The organism is Comamonas sp. B-9 (genome assembly GCF_000410635.1).
GTDB lineage: Bacteria > Pseudomonadota > Gammaproteobacteria > Burkholderiales > Burkholderiaceae_C > Comamonas.
Genome location: NZ_KE148532.1, coordinates 31,026 through 47,103 on the forward strand (window position 1 = coordinate 31,026; position 16,078 = coordinate 47,103).

General features: G+C 65.2%; 15 protein-coding genes. 7 read left to right on the forward strand and 8 right to left on the reverse strand.

Annotated features, from left to right (window positions below; all coding sequences use genetic code 11):
- The coding region (locus H928_RS33075) for a DNA polymerase III subunit chi (RefSeq protein WP_239644898.1) at positions 1-290 on the reverse strand (290 nt) is incomplete at its 3' end.
- Between the two features lie 14 nt (positions 291-304).
- Positions 305-1,879, reverse strand: a complete 1,575-nt coding sequence (locus H928_RS0106870; RefSeq protein ID WP_021025825.1) for a leucyl aminopeptidase — start codon at positions 1,877-1,879, stop codon at positions 305-307.
- Between the two features lie 23 nt (positions 1,880-1,902).
- On the opposite strand from H928_RS0106870, the gene lptF reads away from it, so the two are divergent.
- Both lptF and lptG read left to right on the forward strand, forming a co-directional pair.
- The gene (lptF, locus tag H928_RS0106875; RefSeq protein ID WP_021025826.1) at positions 1,903-3,003 is read left to right on the forward strand and encodes an LPS export ABC transporter permease LptF; all 1,101 of its coding nucleotides are present in this window, start codon (positions 1,903-1,905) and stop codon (positions 3,001-3,003) included.
- A complete protein-coding gene (gene lptG / locus H928_RS0106880) occupies positions 3,000-4,094 on the forward strand; it encodes an LPS export ABC transporter permease LptG (protein WP_021025827.1) in 1,095 nt (364 codons plus the stop codon). The genes lptF and lptG overlap by 4 nt, the downstream gene beginning before the upstream one ends.
- Before the next feature lie 111 nt (positions 4,095-4,205).
- On the opposite strand, the gene H928_RS26560 is transcribed toward lptG, so the two are convergent.
- Positions 4,206-5,324: an HPP family protein gene (locus tag H928_RS26560; RefSeq protein WP_021025828.1), complete on the reverse strand. Its 1,119-nt coding sequence runs from the start codon at positions 5,322-5,324 to the stop codon at positions 4,206-4,208.
- 308 nt (positions 5,325-5,632) lie between these two features.
- Here H928_RS26560 and asd point away from each other — a divergent pair, with 308 nt between their 5' ends.
- Positions 5,633-6,481, forward strand: a complete 849-nt coding sequence (asd, locus tag H928_RS0106890; protein WP_027010641.1) for an archaetidylserine decarboxylase — start codon at positions 5,633-5,635, stop codon at positions 6,479-6,481.
- A 52-nt stretch (positions 6,482-6,533) separates the two neighbouring features.
- Here asd and H928_RS0106895 read toward each other — a convergent pair whose 3' ends face one another.
- Positions 6,534-7,466: a pseudouridine synthase gene (locus tag H928_RS0106895; protein ID WP_239644899.1), complete on the reverse strand. Its 933-nt coding sequence runs from the start codon at positions 7,464-7,466 to the stop codon at positions 6,534-6,536.
- Between the two features lie 102 nt (positions 7,467-7,568).
- Here H928_RS0106895 and H928_RS0106900 point away from each other — a divergent pair, with 102 nt between their 5' ends.
- Complete coding sequence (locus H928_RS0106900) at positions 7,569-8,837, forward strand: cytosine permease (protein ID WP_021025831.1); 1,269 nt, start codon at positions 7,569-7,571, stop codon at positions 8,835-8,837.
- A gap of 19 nt (positions 8,838-8,856) precedes the next feature.
- On the opposite strand, the gene H928_RS26565 is transcribed toward H928_RS0106900, so the two are convergent.
- Both H928_RS26565 and H928_RS0106910 read right to left on the reverse strand, forming a co-directional pair.
- Positions 8,857-10,206, reverse strand: a complete 1,350-nt coding sequence (locus tag H928_RS26565; RefSeq protein WP_021025832.1) for a 3-deoxy-D-manno-octulosonic acid transferase — start codon at positions 10,204-10,206, stop codon at positions 8,857-8,859.
- Between the two features lie 15 nt (positions 10,207-10,221).
- The gene (locus H928_RS0106910) at positions 10,222-11,610 is read right to left on the reverse strand and encodes a phosphomannomutase/phosphoglucomutase (protein WP_021025833.1); all 1,389 of its coding nucleotides are present in this window, start codon (positions 11,608-11,610) and stop codon (positions 10,222-10,224) included.
- Between the two features lie 298 nt (positions 11,611-11,908).
- Here H928_RS0106910 and H928_RS0106915 point away from each other — a divergent pair, with 298 nt between their 5' ends.
- Entirely contained in the window at positions 11,909-12,859 is a 951-nt protein-coding gene (locus tag H928_RS0106915) for a DMT family transporter (protein WP_021025834.1), read from the forward strand.
- 2 nt (positions 12,860-12,861) lie between these two features.
- On the opposite strand, the gene H928_RS32195 is transcribed toward H928_RS0106915, so the two are convergent.
- Both H928_RS32195 and msrA read right to left on the reverse strand, forming a co-directional pair.
- The gene (locus tag H928_RS32195; RefSeq protein ID WP_158400492.1) at positions 12,862-13,359 is read right to left on the reverse strand and encodes a Fur family transcriptional regulator; all 498 of its coding nucleotides are present in this window, start codon (positions 13,357-13,359) and stop codon (positions 12,862-12,864) included.
- 76 nt (positions 13,360-13,435) lie between these two features.
- Positions 13,436-13,987: a peptide-methionine (S)-S-oxide reductase MsrA gene (gene msrA, locus H928_RS0106925; protein ID WP_027010645.1), complete on the reverse strand. Its 552-nt coding sequence runs from the start codon at positions 13,985-13,987 to the stop codon at positions 13,436-13,438.
- 232 nt (positions 13,988-14,219) lie between these two features.
- On the opposite strand from msrA, the gene H928_RS0106930 reads away from it, so the two are divergent.
- Together H928_RS0106930 and H928_RS0106935 are read left to right on the forward strand one after the other, a co-directional pair.
- Complete coding sequence (locus H928_RS0106930) at positions 14,220-14,867, forward strand: TetR/AcrR family transcriptional regulator (RefSeq protein WP_021025837.1); 648 nt, start codon at positions 14,220-14,222, stop codon at positions 14,865-14,867.
- On the forward strand, positions 14,864-16,078 hold the full coding sequence (locus tag H928_RS0106935; RefSeq protein ID WP_021025838.1) for an efflux RND transporter periplasmic adaptor subunit: 1,215 nt from the start codon (positions 14,864-14,866) through the stop codon (positions 16,076-16,078). The genes H928_RS0106930 and H928_RS0106935 overlap by 4 nt, the downstream gene beginning before the upstream one ends.

Genomic DNA, 16,078 nt, shown 5'->3' on the forward strand with positions numbered 1-16,078 from the left:
CCCAGGTTCAGCAGCACGCGGGCATGCGGCAGGGTGCCGGCCAGCTCGCTCAGCAGCACCGTGGGCGAGCGCTGCAGTACCTCTGGCGCTGCGTCCCCCCGGCAGTGGGCCAGAAACTGACTGGCACCGCCAAAGGACCACAGCGCCTCGTCGAGTTGGGCCACCATGGCCGGCTCGCCGAGCACCACCAGCGGAATATCCATGCGCTGGAGCTTGCGCGCCAGCTTGCAGGCATAGGCCAGCTTGCTGGGCGCGTTGAAGTGAAATGCTACCGTCGTGGAGGTCGTCATAAGGCAGGCTGTGCTTACTGGGCGTCCGCCTTGTCAGCGCCGTCCACATTGACTGCCGCCTTGCCGGGCTTGGCCGCTGCGGCAGGCTTGTCGGCCTTGCTGGCCTTGGCCGGCTTGACCGTATTGGCCTGCTCGGCAGGTGCTGCGCCTTGGGCGCTGCCAAGCAGGTACTGCAGCAGCAAGCCCACGGGGCGGCCGGTGGCGCCCTTCTTGGCGCCGCTGCGCCAGGCGGTGCCGGCGATATCCAGGTGCGCCCAGGCCATGCTGCCGACAAAGCGCTGCAGGAACTTGGCGGCCGTGATGGCGCCGGCCGGCCGGCCGCCGACATTGGCCACATCGGCAAAGTTGGTCTTCAGGCCTTCGGCGTATTCGTCATCGAGCGGCATGCGCCAGCAAGTGTCTTGCGCCTGCTCGCCAGCGGCTTGCAAGGCCTGGGCCAGCGCGTCGTTGTTCGAGAACAGGCCGCTGCGCTGCGCGCCCAGCGCAATCACGCAAGCACCGGTCAAGGTGGCGATATCGACCACGGCGCTGGGCGTGAAGCGCTCGGCATAGGTCAGCGCATCGCAGAGCACCAGGCGGCCTTCGGCGTCGGTGTTCAGGATCTCGATGGTCTGGCCGCTCATGCTGGTGACCACATCACCGGGCTTGACCGCGCCGCCATCGGGCATGTTTTCGCAGGCGGGGATCAGGCCGACCACATTGATCTCGGGCTTGAGCTCAGCCAGCGCACGGAAGGTGCCCAGCACACTGGCAGCGCCCCCCATGTCGTACTTCATCTCGTCCATGTCGCCCGCAGGCTTGATGGAGATGCCACCGGTATCAAAGGTGATGCCCTTGCCCACCAGCACCACCGGCTGGCTGTCCTTGTCGGCGCCGTGGTAGTGCAGCTCGATAAAGCGCAGCGGCTCCTTGGAGCCCTGGGCCACGGCGATGAAGGCGCCCATGCCCAGCTTGGCCACGTCTTCGGGCTTGTGGATCTTGCACTTGATGCGCTTGTGTTCTTCGGCCAGCGATTCGGCCGCATCGGCCAGCAGCTTGGGCGTGGCGTAGTTCGCAGGGCGGTTGGCCCATTCACGGGCAAAGTCCACGCCCTGGGCGGTGGCCTTGGCCACCTCAAAAGCGCGCTCCAGCTCTGGTGCATTGGGCGCGCCCAGCACCACGGACTTGAGCGCCACGGCCTTGGCCGATGGCTTGGTGGTGCGGTAGAGGTAGGCGCTGTCGGCCAGGCATTGCAGCAGCGCATGCAGGGAGGCGCCCGCCAGCGGCTGGGCGCTCACAACGGCTGCGCGCTCGATGCCCTCGCGCGTCAGCGGGCCCGAGACGGCCGCCAGCGCCTGGCGCACCGCCTGGGGCGAGCCATCGCCAATGCCCAGCAGCAACAAATGCCGGGCTTCGATGGCGGGCACCGCATACATGGCCAGCAACTTGCCGGTTTTTGCCTCAAAATCACCATTTTTCTGCGCGTGCGCAATCAGGGTGGACAATGCATCACTGGTTTTGGGCTGCTTGTCAGCCACCAAGACGACCAGCAGGTCGCCAGACTGCAATGCGGCCGAAGCCAAATCCAGAGTTTTGAGTTCAAAGTTCATAATCGGTGCTTTCCTTCTCGCCAATGTTATTCGATTCCTCGATCCGTAAAGAGCTATCCCGCAGCTTTGGTGCCACCTTGGTGGTGCTGGTGACTGTGGTGATGACGATGATGCTCATCAAAGTGCTGGGCCAGGCCTCGCGTGGCAGCGTCAACCCTTCCGATGTGTTGCTGGTGATGGGCTACACCGTGCTGGGCCAGCTGCCCACCATCCTGAGCCTCTGCCTTTTCATTGCGGTAGTGGCGACTTTGTCGCGCATGTACCGCGACAGTGAAATGGCCGTGTGGTTCAGCAGTGGTCAAAGTCTGCTGAGCTTTCTGCGCCCGCTGATGCGCTTTTCCTGGCCCATCATGGTCGTCATTGCCGTGCTGGCCTTGCTGGTATGGCCCTGGGCCAACCAGCAGATTGTGCAGCTTCGCGCGCAATATGAACAGCGCGGTGACGTCGACCGCATCGCACCGGGGGAATTCCAGGAGTCGTCCGACGGCTCGCGCGTGTTCTTCATCGACCGCGACCGCAACTCGGACCTGGAGGCGAGCAATGTCTTTATCGTGACCAACGAAGAGAAGAAAGACACCGTGACCAGCGCCAAGAGCGCCCACCTCGAAGTGCAGGAAAACGCCCGCGTTGCCGTGCTCAATGACGGCCAGCGCATCGAAAAAACCAAGGACAACCCCGGCCTGAAGGTCAGCGACTTCAAGGAATACGGCACCCGCATCGGCAGCGCCGCCACGATTGACCCCAACGACATGGGCGCGGTGAAGAACATCCCCACGCGCCAGCTGATGGCCAGTGCAGAGCCCCGCCTGCTGGGCGAGCTGGGTTACCGCCTGGGCCTGGCGATTGCCGCGATCAATTTTGTCGTGCTGGGCCTGGCCATGGCCAGCGTCAACCCGCGCGCAGGCCGCAGCAGCAGCCTGGTGTTCGCCCTGTTTGCCTTTATCGTCTATTACAACCTCATGACCTTTGCCCAGAACTGGGTGTCTTCGGGCAAAGCCTCGCTGCCGCTCTCCTTTGTTCTCATCCACGGCTTGACGGCGCTGCTTGCCTGGACCCTGCTGCTCAGCCGCAACCAGCAGTTCTCGCTGCTGCAATGGGTACGCCGCCAGGGGAGCCGCGCATGAAGACCTTTCGCAAAATGATCTACCGGGACATTGCCGTGACCGTCGGCTTTGTCACCCTTGCCTTTCTGGCGCTGTTCTTTTTCTTTGACCTGGTCGACGAGTTCCGCTGGATCGGCACCGGCACCTATGAGCTCAAGGATGCGCTGTTGAGCGTGGCGCTCAACATCCCCAACCATATCTATGAGCTGCTGCCCATCACCGTGCTGATCGGCACGATCTTTGTGATGGCGCGCATGGCGCAGACTTCCGAGTTCACTATTTTGCGCACCAGTGGCCTGGGCCCCTGGCAGGCGCTGGGCAGCCTGCTGAGCATTGGCCTGGCCTTTGTGGTGCTGACTTTTGCGATTGGCGACTATGTGGCGCCTGCCGGTGAGCAGGCCAGCCAGCTGGTGCGCGCGCAGCGCTTTGGCCAGCTGAGCACCGGCCGCACCGGCGCCTGGCTGCGCGAGAAGCGCGAGGACGGCATGGCCGCGATCAATGTGCGCGCCATCTCGCCCGAAGGCGATCTGCAGCGCGTGCGGGTCTACAACTTCGACGACCAGGGCCGCATCCAGATGCAGCTCACCGCCGCTGGCGGCAAATTTGGCAATGGCGTCTGGCACCTGCACCATATCCAGGAGCAGCGCTACTACCTGGGCGACCAGCGACAGGCGCGTGTCGAGGTCAAGAACCTGGAGACCCTGGACTGGCCGACTGCGGTGACCAGCAGCATGGTCGCTGCCGCCGTGCTCAAACCCGACCAGATGAGCACCTACGACCTATTCCTCTACGTGAGCCATTTGCAGGCCAATGGCCAAAGCGCACAGCGCTACGAGATCGAGCTGTGGCGCAAGGTGTTCTACCCCATCAGCTGCCTGGTGATGGTCGTGCTCGCTCTGCCCTTTGCCTACCTGCATTTCCGCTCGGGCGGCATCACCGGCTATGTGTTTGGCGGCGTGATGGCCGGTATCAGCTTCTTCCTGCTCAACAACGTGTTTGGCTTTGCCGGCAACCTGCAGAACTGGCACCCGATGCTGACCGCTGCGGCGCCGGGGCTGATCTACTCGCTGCTGTCGCTGGGCGCCTTCAGCTGGCTGGTGCTGCGAAGGTAGCGGGGCCACGCGCCCCGCTCCACACCCAGGACGGCTCTACGCATCCTGAAGCACAAAGCCCTGCTGTCGCAGGGCTTTGTTTTGGGCCATGCCCATCACCCAACGTTCGCCTCAGGTGTCTGCGTGCGGCAGCGACAGCGCCGCTGCCATCTCGCGCACCAGGTCAGTCTGGGAGATGATGCCCACCAGCTTGCCTTGCCGGTTGACAACGGGTACATGGTGCAGCTTGGCGCGCGAGAAGATCGCGATCAGGTCGACCAGGCGGTCATAGCTGCCCACCTTGGAGACCTCGGCCGTCATCAGCTCGCCCACCCGCTGGCCGGCGTCCTTCTTGCGCAGCACCCAGTGCTTGAGCTTGCTGCTGAGGGCAGCCGGGGTGGCGGTCAGCGCATGGTTGAGCAGATCGGTGGCGGTGATGATGCCCACCACCCGCTGCGCCTCATCGACCACCGGCAAGGCCTTGACCCCATGCTGCTGCATCAGGGCCCAGGCATCCTTGACGCTGCTCTGTGGCCGCGTCGCATGCACCGGATGGGACATCACATCCTCGCAGCGCACATTGCCCAAGGTACGCTTGAAGGCGGCCTGGCTTGCGCCTTGCAGCAGCGCTTCCAGATCGGCGCGGCTGACATCGAGCACGCCGTTGAAGCGCTCCAGCGCCTCATCGAGATCGCTGCCCTCGATGCGTGCGCTCGATTCGCGCGAGGCTTGCGCGGCCTGTGCCTTCTGGCTGTGCTGGGGTGCGGGGTAGCGCTTGCCGGTCATGCGGTTGTAGGCCGTGGCCAACAGCACCAGAACGACCAGGTTCAGCGCCACGGGGTTGAGCAGCACCGACACATCGTGCCAGCCCTGAATCGCCATCCACATGGCCAGCGCAGCGCCCGGTGGGTGCAGGCAGCGCAGCACCACCATCACCATGATGGCCAGGCCCACCGCGACGGCCGCTGCCAGCAGCGGATCGGGAAACACCAGCACGGCCACCCAGCCCGCCAGCGCCGACAGCATCGAGCCGCCGATCACCGGCCAGGGCTGGGCCATGGGGCTCGACGGCGTGCCGATCAGCAGCAAGGCACTGGCGCCCATCGCGGCAAACAGCCAGGGGCTGTGGTCATGCTGGCCCCAGGTCTGGCTGGCCATGCCCGTGAGCCACAGCACCACCATCGCGCCCACGACCATGCGCGCCAGCTCCAGCCCGTTGACATGCGCGGCCGACGGCAGAAAGTTGCGCAACCACAGCTGCAGCCGGGCGCGGCGGCTGACTGTGCCTGGCGCAGATGCTGGTTGGGACGGAGGACGTGCTGGAGACATGGCGAGACAGAAGGCGATATGAAAGCTGGAGGTCCGCCATCATAATCAGGCGCCGGACTACAAGCACAGCCGCCGCTGTCGCACCTGCTGGCAGCATCGGCATCCAAGCCCAGGCATTTGGCGACAAATTGTCAGCATATGGCCGACAAAAGCTGCATTTCACAACGCAATTTGTCATGGGTACGACACAGTGTCGATAGAATCGGCGGTTTACTGTAACGGCCCTGACCATGCGCGATCGAATTGCTGTTTTGCCCCAATACCTGCTGCCCAAGAAATGGATGACCGCGCTGGCCGGCACATTGGCATCGGCAGAGCTGGGCGGCGCAACCACCCGCTTTATCCGCTGGTTTGTTGGCAAGTACCAGGTCAACATGGATGAAGCGGCGCAGCCCGATATTGCGCAGTACAAGAGCTTCAACGACTTCTTCACCCGCGAGTTGCGCGCCGGCGTGCGCCCCATGGCCCAGGCCGACCTGGTCTGCCCCGTCGATGGCGCCATCAGCCAGTGCGGTGCGATTGCGCAGGACCAGATCTTCCAGGCCAAGGGCCATAGCTACAGCACCACCGCCTTGCTCGGCGGCGATGCGCAGCTGGCCGCGCAGTTCAACAACGGCCAGTTCGCCACCATCTACCTCAGCCCGCGCGACTACCACCGCATCCACATGCCGCTGCGCGCCAAGCTGCAAAAGATGGTCTATGTGCCTGGCGACCTGTTCTCCGTCAACCCGCTGACCGCGCGGGGCGTGCCCGGCCTGTTTGCCCGCAACGAGCGCGTGGTCTGCGTGTTTGAGTCGCGCATTGGCCCTGTCGTGATGGTGCTGGTGGGCGCGACCATTGTCGGCAGCATGTCCACCACCTGGCACGGCCAGGTAAACCCGCCCCGCTCGCGCAAGATACGCAGCTGGGACTACCAGACCCAGCCCATTGTGCTGGAGCAAGGCGATGAAATGGGCCGCTTTTTGCTGGGCTCGACCATCGTGCTGCTGCTGCCCGAAGGCAAAAGCGCCTTCAACGCCGACTGGGCCGCGGCCAAGCCGGTGCAACTGGGCGAGGCCATGGGGTCGTTCAGCCGCTAAGGCCAACTACCCTGCCCTCACCACAAGCCGCCGCTGGGCGGCTTGGTTGCTGCTAGTCAGCCAGGGGCAGCAACTGGCGCCGGCTGCAAAACATATGCGCCTGCCCCGTGACCGGATCGCTAAAGCGCAGCTCACACGCGAGCAGCTGCAAGGGCCGCGAGAAGTCGCCCTCGGGCGGGTCATTGACCTCCGGGTAGAAGGCATCGTTGCGGATCGGCAGCCCCAGCGCCGCCATGTGCACACGCAGCTGGTGGCGTTTGCCGCTGACGGGCTTCAAGGCATAACGCGCCCAGGCGCCCTGCTGCTCCAGCAGCGCCATATGGCTGTGGCTGTTGGGCTCGCCTGGCACCTCATGCATCAGAAAAAAACGCTGGCTCTCTTCCATGCGGCTGCGGTGCTCACGCGGAAACACCAGGTCCGCCCGCCAGGGCGCCACCGCCTCATAGCGCTTGTCCATCGCCCGGTCGCGGAACAAGGCCTGGTACTGGCCACGCGTGGCCGCATCCTTGGACAGCAGCAACAGGCCGGCGGTATCGCGGTCGATGCGGTGCAGCGGTGAGAGATGGGCATTGCCGGTCGCATTTTTCAGCCGCACCAGCAACGAGTTCTGCACATATTTGCCCGTCGGCAGCACCGGCAGAAAATGCGGCTTGTCCACCAGCAGCAGACGCTCGTCCTCGTACAGCACCTCGGCATCGAAAGGAATGGGCAGCTCCTGCTCGACCTTGCGCCAGTAGTACACCCGCATGCCGGGCACAAAGACCTGTGCCGGGCCCAAGGTCTGGCGCGCGCCATCGACCACATCGCCCGCCTGCAGGCGTTCGAGCCACTGCGCGGCGCTGACCAGCGGCAGGCGCTGGGCCAGAAAGTCCAGCAGCAGGCCCTCTCCGCGCGAGGGCAGCACCACGCAGCTGGGGCTCACGCCGTCGCGCATCCAGGTAGAAGGGTCCGTCTGTATCGTCATCTCGCAGGCGATTGTAGTCATCTCTTTAGGGGCATGAAGGCTGGGCACAATAGCCGCACTTGCAGGCGCCCGGACTGCCTTGCACTGCAACCTAACTACCAGCACTTCAAACAATAACAGGCCATGACCGCCAACGCTTCTTCCGCCTCCAACTTCGCCCTCCATCCCGTCGCTCAAGAGGAGCGTGTTTTCAACGGCTGGCATCTGGCCTCGCTGTGGTTCAGCTTAGGCGTGGGCCTGCTGGTGATGCAGGTGGGTGCCTATTTGATGCCAGCGCTGTCCACGCCCGAGGCCCTGATGGCCATTGTGGGCGGCTCGGTCGTGGGGGCGGGACTGCTCGCCTGGGTGGGCAAGATCGGCTGCGACACGGGGCTGTCCAGCGCCGGGCTGATCCACCATGTCTATGGCCGCCACTTTGCCAAGCTGCCGGTGCTGCTCAATATCGTGCAGCTGCTGGGCTGGGGCGCCTTTGAGCTGGTGGTGATGCGCGAATCGACCGTGGCCATTGGCCGCCAGGCCGGTGGCATGCAGGCCGCGTACTGGCCCTGGCTGGCCACCTTGCTCTGGGGTGGCCTGCTGGTGGCACTGATGACGGGCTCCATGGTGCGGCTGGTGCGCCAGCTGATCTCACGCGTCGCGCTGCCGCTGGTGGTGCTGTCGCTGCTGTGGCTGAGCTGGCAGTTTGTCGGCATGGCCTTGCAGCAAGGCCTGCCTGCGTTGTGGAGCCGGCCAGGAGCTGGCGGCATGGGCGTGATGCCCGCGCTCGACCTGGTGGTGGCCATGCCCATCTCCTGGCTGCCGCTGGTGGCCGACTATGCCCGCTACGGGCGCAATGGCCGCAGCGCCATGGCCGGCACCTGGATTGGTTTTGGCATTGCCAATATCTGGTGCTATGCACTGGGCGTGCTGGTGGCTCTGGTGCTGCCCAGCACCGACCTGGTCGCCGCCTTGCTGCTGGCCCAGGGCGGTTTGATCGCACTATCACTGGTGCTGCTGGACGAAGTGGACAATGCCTATGGCGATGCCTACTCGGGCGCGGTATCGGCCCACAGCCTGCTGCCGCGCTGGGGTGTGCGCGGCTGGGGCATTGCGATGGCGGTGTGCAGCACGGCGCTCGCCATGGTGCTGCCGATGCACAGCCTCGAGCCCTTTTTGCTGATCCTGAGTTCCGTCTTTGTGCCGCTGTTTGGCGTGATTTTGGGCCGGCTGTCCTGGGGCGGTTACCAGCCCGCCCGCACGCAGGCCGGCGTGCACCTGCTGCCGCTGGCCCTGTGGCTGGGCGGCATCGCGCTCTACCACGGCCTGGCCGCCTGGGCGCCGCAAGCGGGATCGGCCTTGCCAACCCTGGCGCTGAGCTTTGTGCTGGCCTTTGCCACCCGCCCCAAGGCATGAACGCCAGCCCGAAAAAGGTTTAGACGGAATCCTCGTCAAACAGCGAGGCCTCAAAGCTGGAATTGACAAAGCCGTCTGTTGACTCCAGCACCGCGGCCACCAGCTGCGCGGTGGTCTTCGCTGCGCCCCGGTGCGCCTGCGCAAACTGCAGTGCCGCGCGGCGCATGCAGCTGTGGCGGCTCGTATCACTGGCAATGGCCACGGCCTGCTGCAGGCCATCGTCCATGCCTGGCACGCGCAACCCGGCACCGGCCTGCACGCTGCTGTCCGCCGCCTGCGCAAAATTGAAGGTATGCGGCCCCATGACGACCGGGCAGCCGCAAGCGGCCGCCTCAATCAGGTTCTGGCCGCCCAGCGGCGCAAAGCTGCCACCCAGCAAGGCCACATCGGCCAGGCCGTAGTACAGCTGCATCTCGCCCATGCTGTCGCCCAGCCAGACATCGGCGGGCTCGGGCCCGCTCTGCCACTGGCTGCGCCGCGATACCTGCAAACCGGCACCCTGCAGCAGCTGCACAATCTCGTCAAAACGCTGCGGGTGGCGCGGCACCAGCAGCCATTGCACGCTTGCGGCGGCTTGCGGGTCGCTGCCGCGCAGCTGCGCCAGCGCCTCTAACCACAAGGCCTCTTCGCCCTCACGGCTGCTGGCCAGCATCACCACCGGTTTGCCCGCCGCCTGGTGCCAGGCCTGGCCCTGGGCCAGTTGCGCCGCATCGGGCTCGACATCGAATTTAAGATTGCCCAGCACCGCAGTCACCTCGGCGCCAGCGGCGCGCAGCCGGCCGGCATCGGCCTCGGTCTGCGCGATCACCGAGCGCAGGCTGCGGTAGGCCGGGCGTGCCAGCCAGGCCAGGCGCTGGGCGCCGCGCAGCGATTTCTCATTGAGCCGGGCATTGGCCAGCACCAGCGGTACATGTTCGCGCTGGCAGCCAGCGGCCAGCCCCGGCCACATCTCCGTCTCCATCAGGATGCCGATGGAGGGCCGGAAATGGCGCAAAAAGGCGCTGACACTGGCGCGGTCATCCCAGGGCTGCCAGACCTGGATGTCGCCGGGCAGCAGCAGCTTTTGCCCCTCTTCACGGCCCGTGGCCGTGCCATTGGTCAGCAGCAGGCGCAAGGCCGGTATCTGCAGCCGCAGCTCGCGCAGCAAGATGGCAGCAGCCCGCGTCTCGCCCAGCGATACCGCATGGATCCAGACCAGCGGCATCTCAGGCACGGCCTGGTAGCGCGGCAGGTCGCCGTAATCGCCAAAGCGCTGCTCCACCATCTGGGCGTAGCCGGGCTCCTGCACCGCGCGGCGCGCCAGCTTGCGCCGCACCAGCGGGCGGGCAAGCCTTGCGACCCAGCCGTAGAGCGTCAGGCTCAGACCCATGGATGCGGCCGCGCCTTAGTGCGACGCACTGCCAATGACGGCATCGGGCTTGACCTTGAGCAGCAGCGCCTTCATCTCGTTCTGGATGCGGTGCAGCGCTGCCTGGGTATGGCCTTCAAAGCGCAGCACCAGCACGGGCGTGGTGTTGCTGGCACGGATCAGGCCAAAACCATCGGGCCAGTCCACGCGCAGGCCATCAATGGTGTTGATCTGGGCCGGCGCGCTGAACACATCGGCCGCCATCTCCTGGAGCTGGGCGCTCAGCTTGTGCGGCTCGCCCTCCTGGCATTCCACATTGAGCTCAGGCGTGCTGTAGCTGCTGGGCAGCGCATGCAGCAGCGCGCAAGGGTTCTGGGCCTTGCTCAGAATCTCCAGCAGGCGGCAGCCGGCGTAGGTACCGTCATCAAAGCCGTACCAGCGCTCCTTGAAGAAGATATGGCCGCTCATCTCGCCGCCCAAGGGCGCATTGGTCTCGCGCATGCGCGCCTTGATGAGCGAATGCCCGGTCTTGTACATCACCGGTTTGCCGCCGGCTGCCTCAATGGCCGGCGCCAGGCGCTGCGAGCACTTGACGTCATAGACAATCTCACCACCGGGCACGCGCGAGAGCACGTCCTGGGCAAACAGCATCATCTGGCGGTCGGGGAAAATATTCTGCCCATCCTTGGTCACGATGCCCAGGCGGTCGCCATCGCCATCAAAGGCCAGGCCCAGTTCCGCATCACCGGTCTGCAGTGCCTCGATCAGGTCACGCAGGTTCTCGGGCTTGCTGGGGTCGGGATGGTGGTTGGGGAAGTTGCCATCGACCTCGGAGAACAGCTCGGTCACCTCGCAGCCCAGCGCGCGGAAGATGCCCGGCGCGGTGGCACCGGCAATGCCGTTGCCACTGTCCACGACGATCTTCATCGGGCGCGCCAGCTTGATGTCCGAGACGATGCGCTCGACATAGGCGGCCGTCACATCAGCCTGGCGCAGCTTGCCGCCACCCTGGAAGCGCCAGCATTCCTTCTCCATGATCTGGCGCAGTTTCTGGATCTCTTCGCCATAGATGGCGCGGCCGGCCAGCACCATTTTGAAGCCGTTGTAGTCCTTGGGGTTGTGGCTGCCGGTCACCTGGATGCCGCTGTGGCACAAGGTGCTGGCGGCAAAGTACAGCATCGGCGTGGTCACGCGCCCCACATCGATGACCTCGATACCGGCTTCCACCAGGCCTTGCATCAGCGCGCGGCTGAGCGCATCGCCTGACAGGCGTCCATCACGCCCCACGGCGACCACCAGCTCGCCAGCGGCAATCGCCTGCTGGCCAAAGGCCCGGCCCAGCTTCAGTGCCACGCTCTCGTTGAGCGTGCTCGGCACAACGCCGCGGATGTCATAGGCTTTGAAGATTGCAGAAGAAATCGGCACAGAACTCACCTTGTTGTTGGCGCAAAACAGGCATGAAAAACGGCCTCCATGAGAAGCCGCGCCTTTGCTGCGAGACAGCTATTGTAGGCACGCTCGAGGCGATGGCCGGCCAGTTGTCCATATGGCGACCAGGGCGCCGCGCTGCCAGACGCACAATGGGACCCAGCCAGACGCGGGTTTGCCGCGCCGACGCTGCGCTTTCACGGCTCCTTGCACGGCGCGCATCAATACACCGCAAGAATGTCACCAATGGCAAGCACGGTGCCCGCTAGCATGCTGTCTGCCCTTGCGAGATCCTATGCGCCCCACCCCCTCCTCTGCTGCTGCGTCTATCCCTAGCCCCGCCCTTGCCTCGGCTGCGCCGAGCGCCAGCCGCTGGCTACCCCCCTTTGTGCTGCTGGCGGTGCTCTGGGGCGCGTCCTTTCTGTTCATGCGCCTGGGCGCCTCGCAGTTTGGTGCCGTGCCCACGGCCGGCTTGCGCGTCATCCTGGCTGCGCTGTTTTTGCTACCGCTGATGCTGCTGCGCGGCGAATGGCCCGCGCTGCGCCAGCACTGGAAGCCGGTGCTGTTCTCGGGCATCATCAATTCGGCCATTCCTTTCTCGCTGTTCGCCTATGCCGTGGTCTATATGCCCACCGGCATGGCCTCGGTGCTCAATGCCTGCGCCCCCTTGTTTGGTGCCTTGGTGGCCTGGCTCTGGCTGGGCGACCGCATCACCGGCCTGCGCGTCACCGGCCTGTTGATTGGCTTTACGGGCGTGGCCCTGCTCGCGCTGCATGACAAGCCCGCCACCGCAGGCGCGGCCAGCTGGAGCGCCTATGCCGCGATCGCCGCCTGCCTCTGTGCATCGCTGAGCTATGGCGTGGCTGCCAGTTTTGCCAAGCGCTACCTGGTGGGCGTGCCGCCCTTGGCCACCGCCACCGGCAGCATGGTCGGTGCCAGCCTCTGCCTGCTGATCCCGACGATTGCGATGTGGCCCAGCCAGACGCCGTCCTGGGGCTCGTGGTTGGCTGTCGCGGCCCTGGCGCTGCTGTGCACCAGCGTGGCCTATATCCTGTATTTCCACATCATCCAGACAGCCGGCCCCAGCCGCGCGATTGCGGTCACCTTTTTGGCGCCGGTGTTTGCGCTGGTCTATGGCAACTGGTTTTTGGCAGAACCCATCACCGCCTGGATGTTGGGCTGCGGCGCCGTTGTGATTGGCGGCACCATGCTGTCAACGGGGCTGATTGGCCGCAAGCGGAGTTGAGATCAGGATTTTTTGGGGTCGTGCTTGCAGTCGGCGCACAGGCCCTGCAGGCGCAGCTCGGTCTGCTCCGGCGCCAGGCCCTGCTCCTGCAGCACCTGCAGGTACTGCGCCATCGCCTGGTTGACCTGGGCCGTGGCAGCGTCGCCGGCACGCTCCTCCAGGCTTTGCACCGAATGGCAGTCGGTGCATTCATAGCGCACCTGCAGAGGCTCCTGCGCGTCGGCGCGCAGCGCATAGCGCGTCAGGCGCTCGGCATCCACACTTTTGACCAGCTTGCCGGCAGCGGCCAGGCGGTCGAGCAGTCGGTAGCTGGTGACCCGGTTGACGTCGACGCCCATCTTCTGCAGCCGGGCCTGCACCTCGGCCACGGACCACTGCATGCCCGGCTGGCTGCCAACCAGGGCCAGCAAGGCCTTGGTGGCGCGCGTGGCACGCATGCCGGGCGGCAGGGACTGCACGCTCAAAGCGGCAGTGGCGGGGGATGGAGTGCGGGCGGACATCGGTGGCTGGGAGCAATGGCTTTGATGCAATTGTGTTGCATTATGCCCATCGCCCGCGCCCGGCCGCCAGGTGGCCCTACTTCAACCAGTCTGCAAAGCGGGTTTCCAGCTTGTCGACCTTGGGCGCCACCACATAGGTGCAATAGGGTTGGCGCGGGTTGTTGTCGAAATAGTCCTGGTGGTAGGCCTCGGCATTCCAGAAATGCTGCAGTGGCTCCACCTCGGTCACCACCGGCGCGCCCATCTGGCCGGAGGCATTGAGCTTGTCGACAAAGGCCTGGGCCTGGGCCAGCTGCTCGGGCGTGGTGGTGTAGATGCCGCTGCGGTACTGCGGGCCCACATCATTGCCCTGGCGGTTCAAGGTGGTGGGGTCATGCGTCGCAAAAAAGATGTGCAGCACCTTGTCCAGCGGCAGCACCTGCGGCTCGAAGCTCAGCTCCACGCATTCGGCATGCCCTGTCGTGCCCGTGCAGACCTGCTCGTACGTGGGATTGGCGATCTGGCCATTGGCATAGCCGCTGACGACCTTGACAACACCACGCACCCGCCCGAACACGGCCTCGGTGCACCAAAAACAACCACCGGCGAGATAGATTTTTTCCACGGGGGACTGGGCTTCATTTGACATCATGACTCCGGCAACAAAAGGGCCAAACATTCAGGGGCAAGCGCGCAAAAACTGCCGCTGGCTGGCTTCATTTTTAACAGAGAAAAAGACAGCCTTATGCCAATGCGTTCTCTATTTGTATCACCGCGTTGTGCTTGACTTGTCGCGGGCAGGCACCTACATTACTAACCCATTGGTCATTAACTGTTAGATTGCGCTGCCCACCGTGTCCACCCCGCCTCCCCCCCCTGCTTTGGCTACGCCTGCGCCCCGCCGCAGCCGCCGCAAAGAGGCCCGGCCCGGCGAGCTGCTGGATGCGGCGCTGGACCTGTTTGTCAGCAAAGGCTATTCGGCCACCAAGGTCGAAGAAGTGGCCCGGCAGGCCGGCGTCTCCAAGGGCACGCTGTTTTTGTATTTTCCGAGCAAACAAGAGCTGTTCCAGGCCGTGGTGCGCCATGTGCTCAGCAGCCGCTTTGCCGAGTGGGATCTGGAGCTCGACAGCTACCAGCATGACACTGCCACCCTGATCCACTACTGCTACGAGGTCTGGTGGCAGCGCATCGGCTCGACCAAGGCCTGCGGCCTGCCGCACCTGGTGATGGCCGAGGCGCATAACTTTCCCGAGATTGCGGCCTTCTACCGCCAGGAAGTGGTGCTGCCCGGCAACCGGCTGATCGAGCGCGTGCTGCGCCGGGGCATGGAGCGCGGTGAGCTCGCCCCGCTGGACCTGGACTATGGCGTGACCCTGGTGCTGGCCCCGCTGATCTTTTGCGCCAGCGTCAAAAGCACCGGCGGTTTTTGCCTGCCCAACCCGGATTTTGATGTGCCACGCTTTTTGCAGATGCAGGCCGATGCACTGATGCATGGCCTGGGCTGCCAACCCCGGGGTGGCGCAACATGAAGCGCGTACTGCCCTGGCTGGCCGCTGCCGTCGTCATCGCCCTGCTCGCCAGCGGGCTGTGGCGTGGCCTCAAAACCCAGCAGCAGCGCCAGCAAGCGCTCGCCCAGGCCGAGCAGGCCAAGGCACAGGCGGTCTACCAGCTGGCTGCCAGCGACGCGATCACCGTGGCGCCGCAGACCCTGGTGCTGAGCCTGCCCATCAGCGGCACGGTGCAGGCGGTGCACACCGCCATCATCAAGGCCCGCATTGCCGGCGAGCTGCAGCAGCTGCAACTGCGCGAGGGCGACGCGGTGCAGGCCGGCCAGGTCGTCGCGCGGGTGGACAGCACCGAGAGCCAGGCCCGCCTGACCCAGGCCCAGCAGCAGGCCGATGCGGCGCGCGCGCAGCAAGATATTCAGCAGCGCCAGTACGACAACAACCGCGCCTTGGCCAACCAGGGCTTTATCTCGGCCACGGCCTTGGAGTCGTCGCAGTCGCAATGGCAGGCCGCGCAGGCCAATTACCAGGCGGCACGCTCGGCCGCCGATGTGCTGCGCAAAAACCTGAGCGATACCGTGCTGCGCAGCCCCATCCAGGGCCAGGTGGCCCGCAAATGGGTGAGCAATGGCGAAAAGGTCGGGCCGGACGCCAACGTGCTGGAGATTGTCGACCTGCGTGAGCTGGAGCTGCAAGCCCAGATGCCGGCGGCCGATTCGCTGCAGCTGCGCCTGGGCCAGACGGCGCAGTTGCAGGTCGATGGCAGCGGCCAGACCGTCAGCGCAGAGGTGGTGCGCATCAACCCGCAGGCCGATGCCAACAGCCGCAGTGTGACGGTGTATTTGCGCATTGCACAGCCCGCGCTATCCGCAGGCGCTGCCGCACCGGCGCTGCGCCAGGGGCTGTACCTGCAGGGGCAACTGGCCACCGGCGAGCTGCAGACGCTTGCCGTGCCGCTGGCTGCCGTGCGCACCGACAAGCCCGAGCCCTATGTGCAGTTGCTGAGCCCAAACGCCGGATCGGGCGAACCAGGCGATACGCTGCGGGTACAGCACCAGCCCGTGGTGCTGGGCGCGCGCAGCCAACTCCAGGGCAAGACCTGGGTGGCCATCCGCCAGGGTCTGCAGGCTGGCCAGCGCATTCTCGGCGGCCAGGTTGGCCAGCTGCGCGAGGCCACGCCCGTCCGCTTGGCGCCCGAGGCCGCACCCGCCAAAGCCGCATCGCCCGCGTCCTGA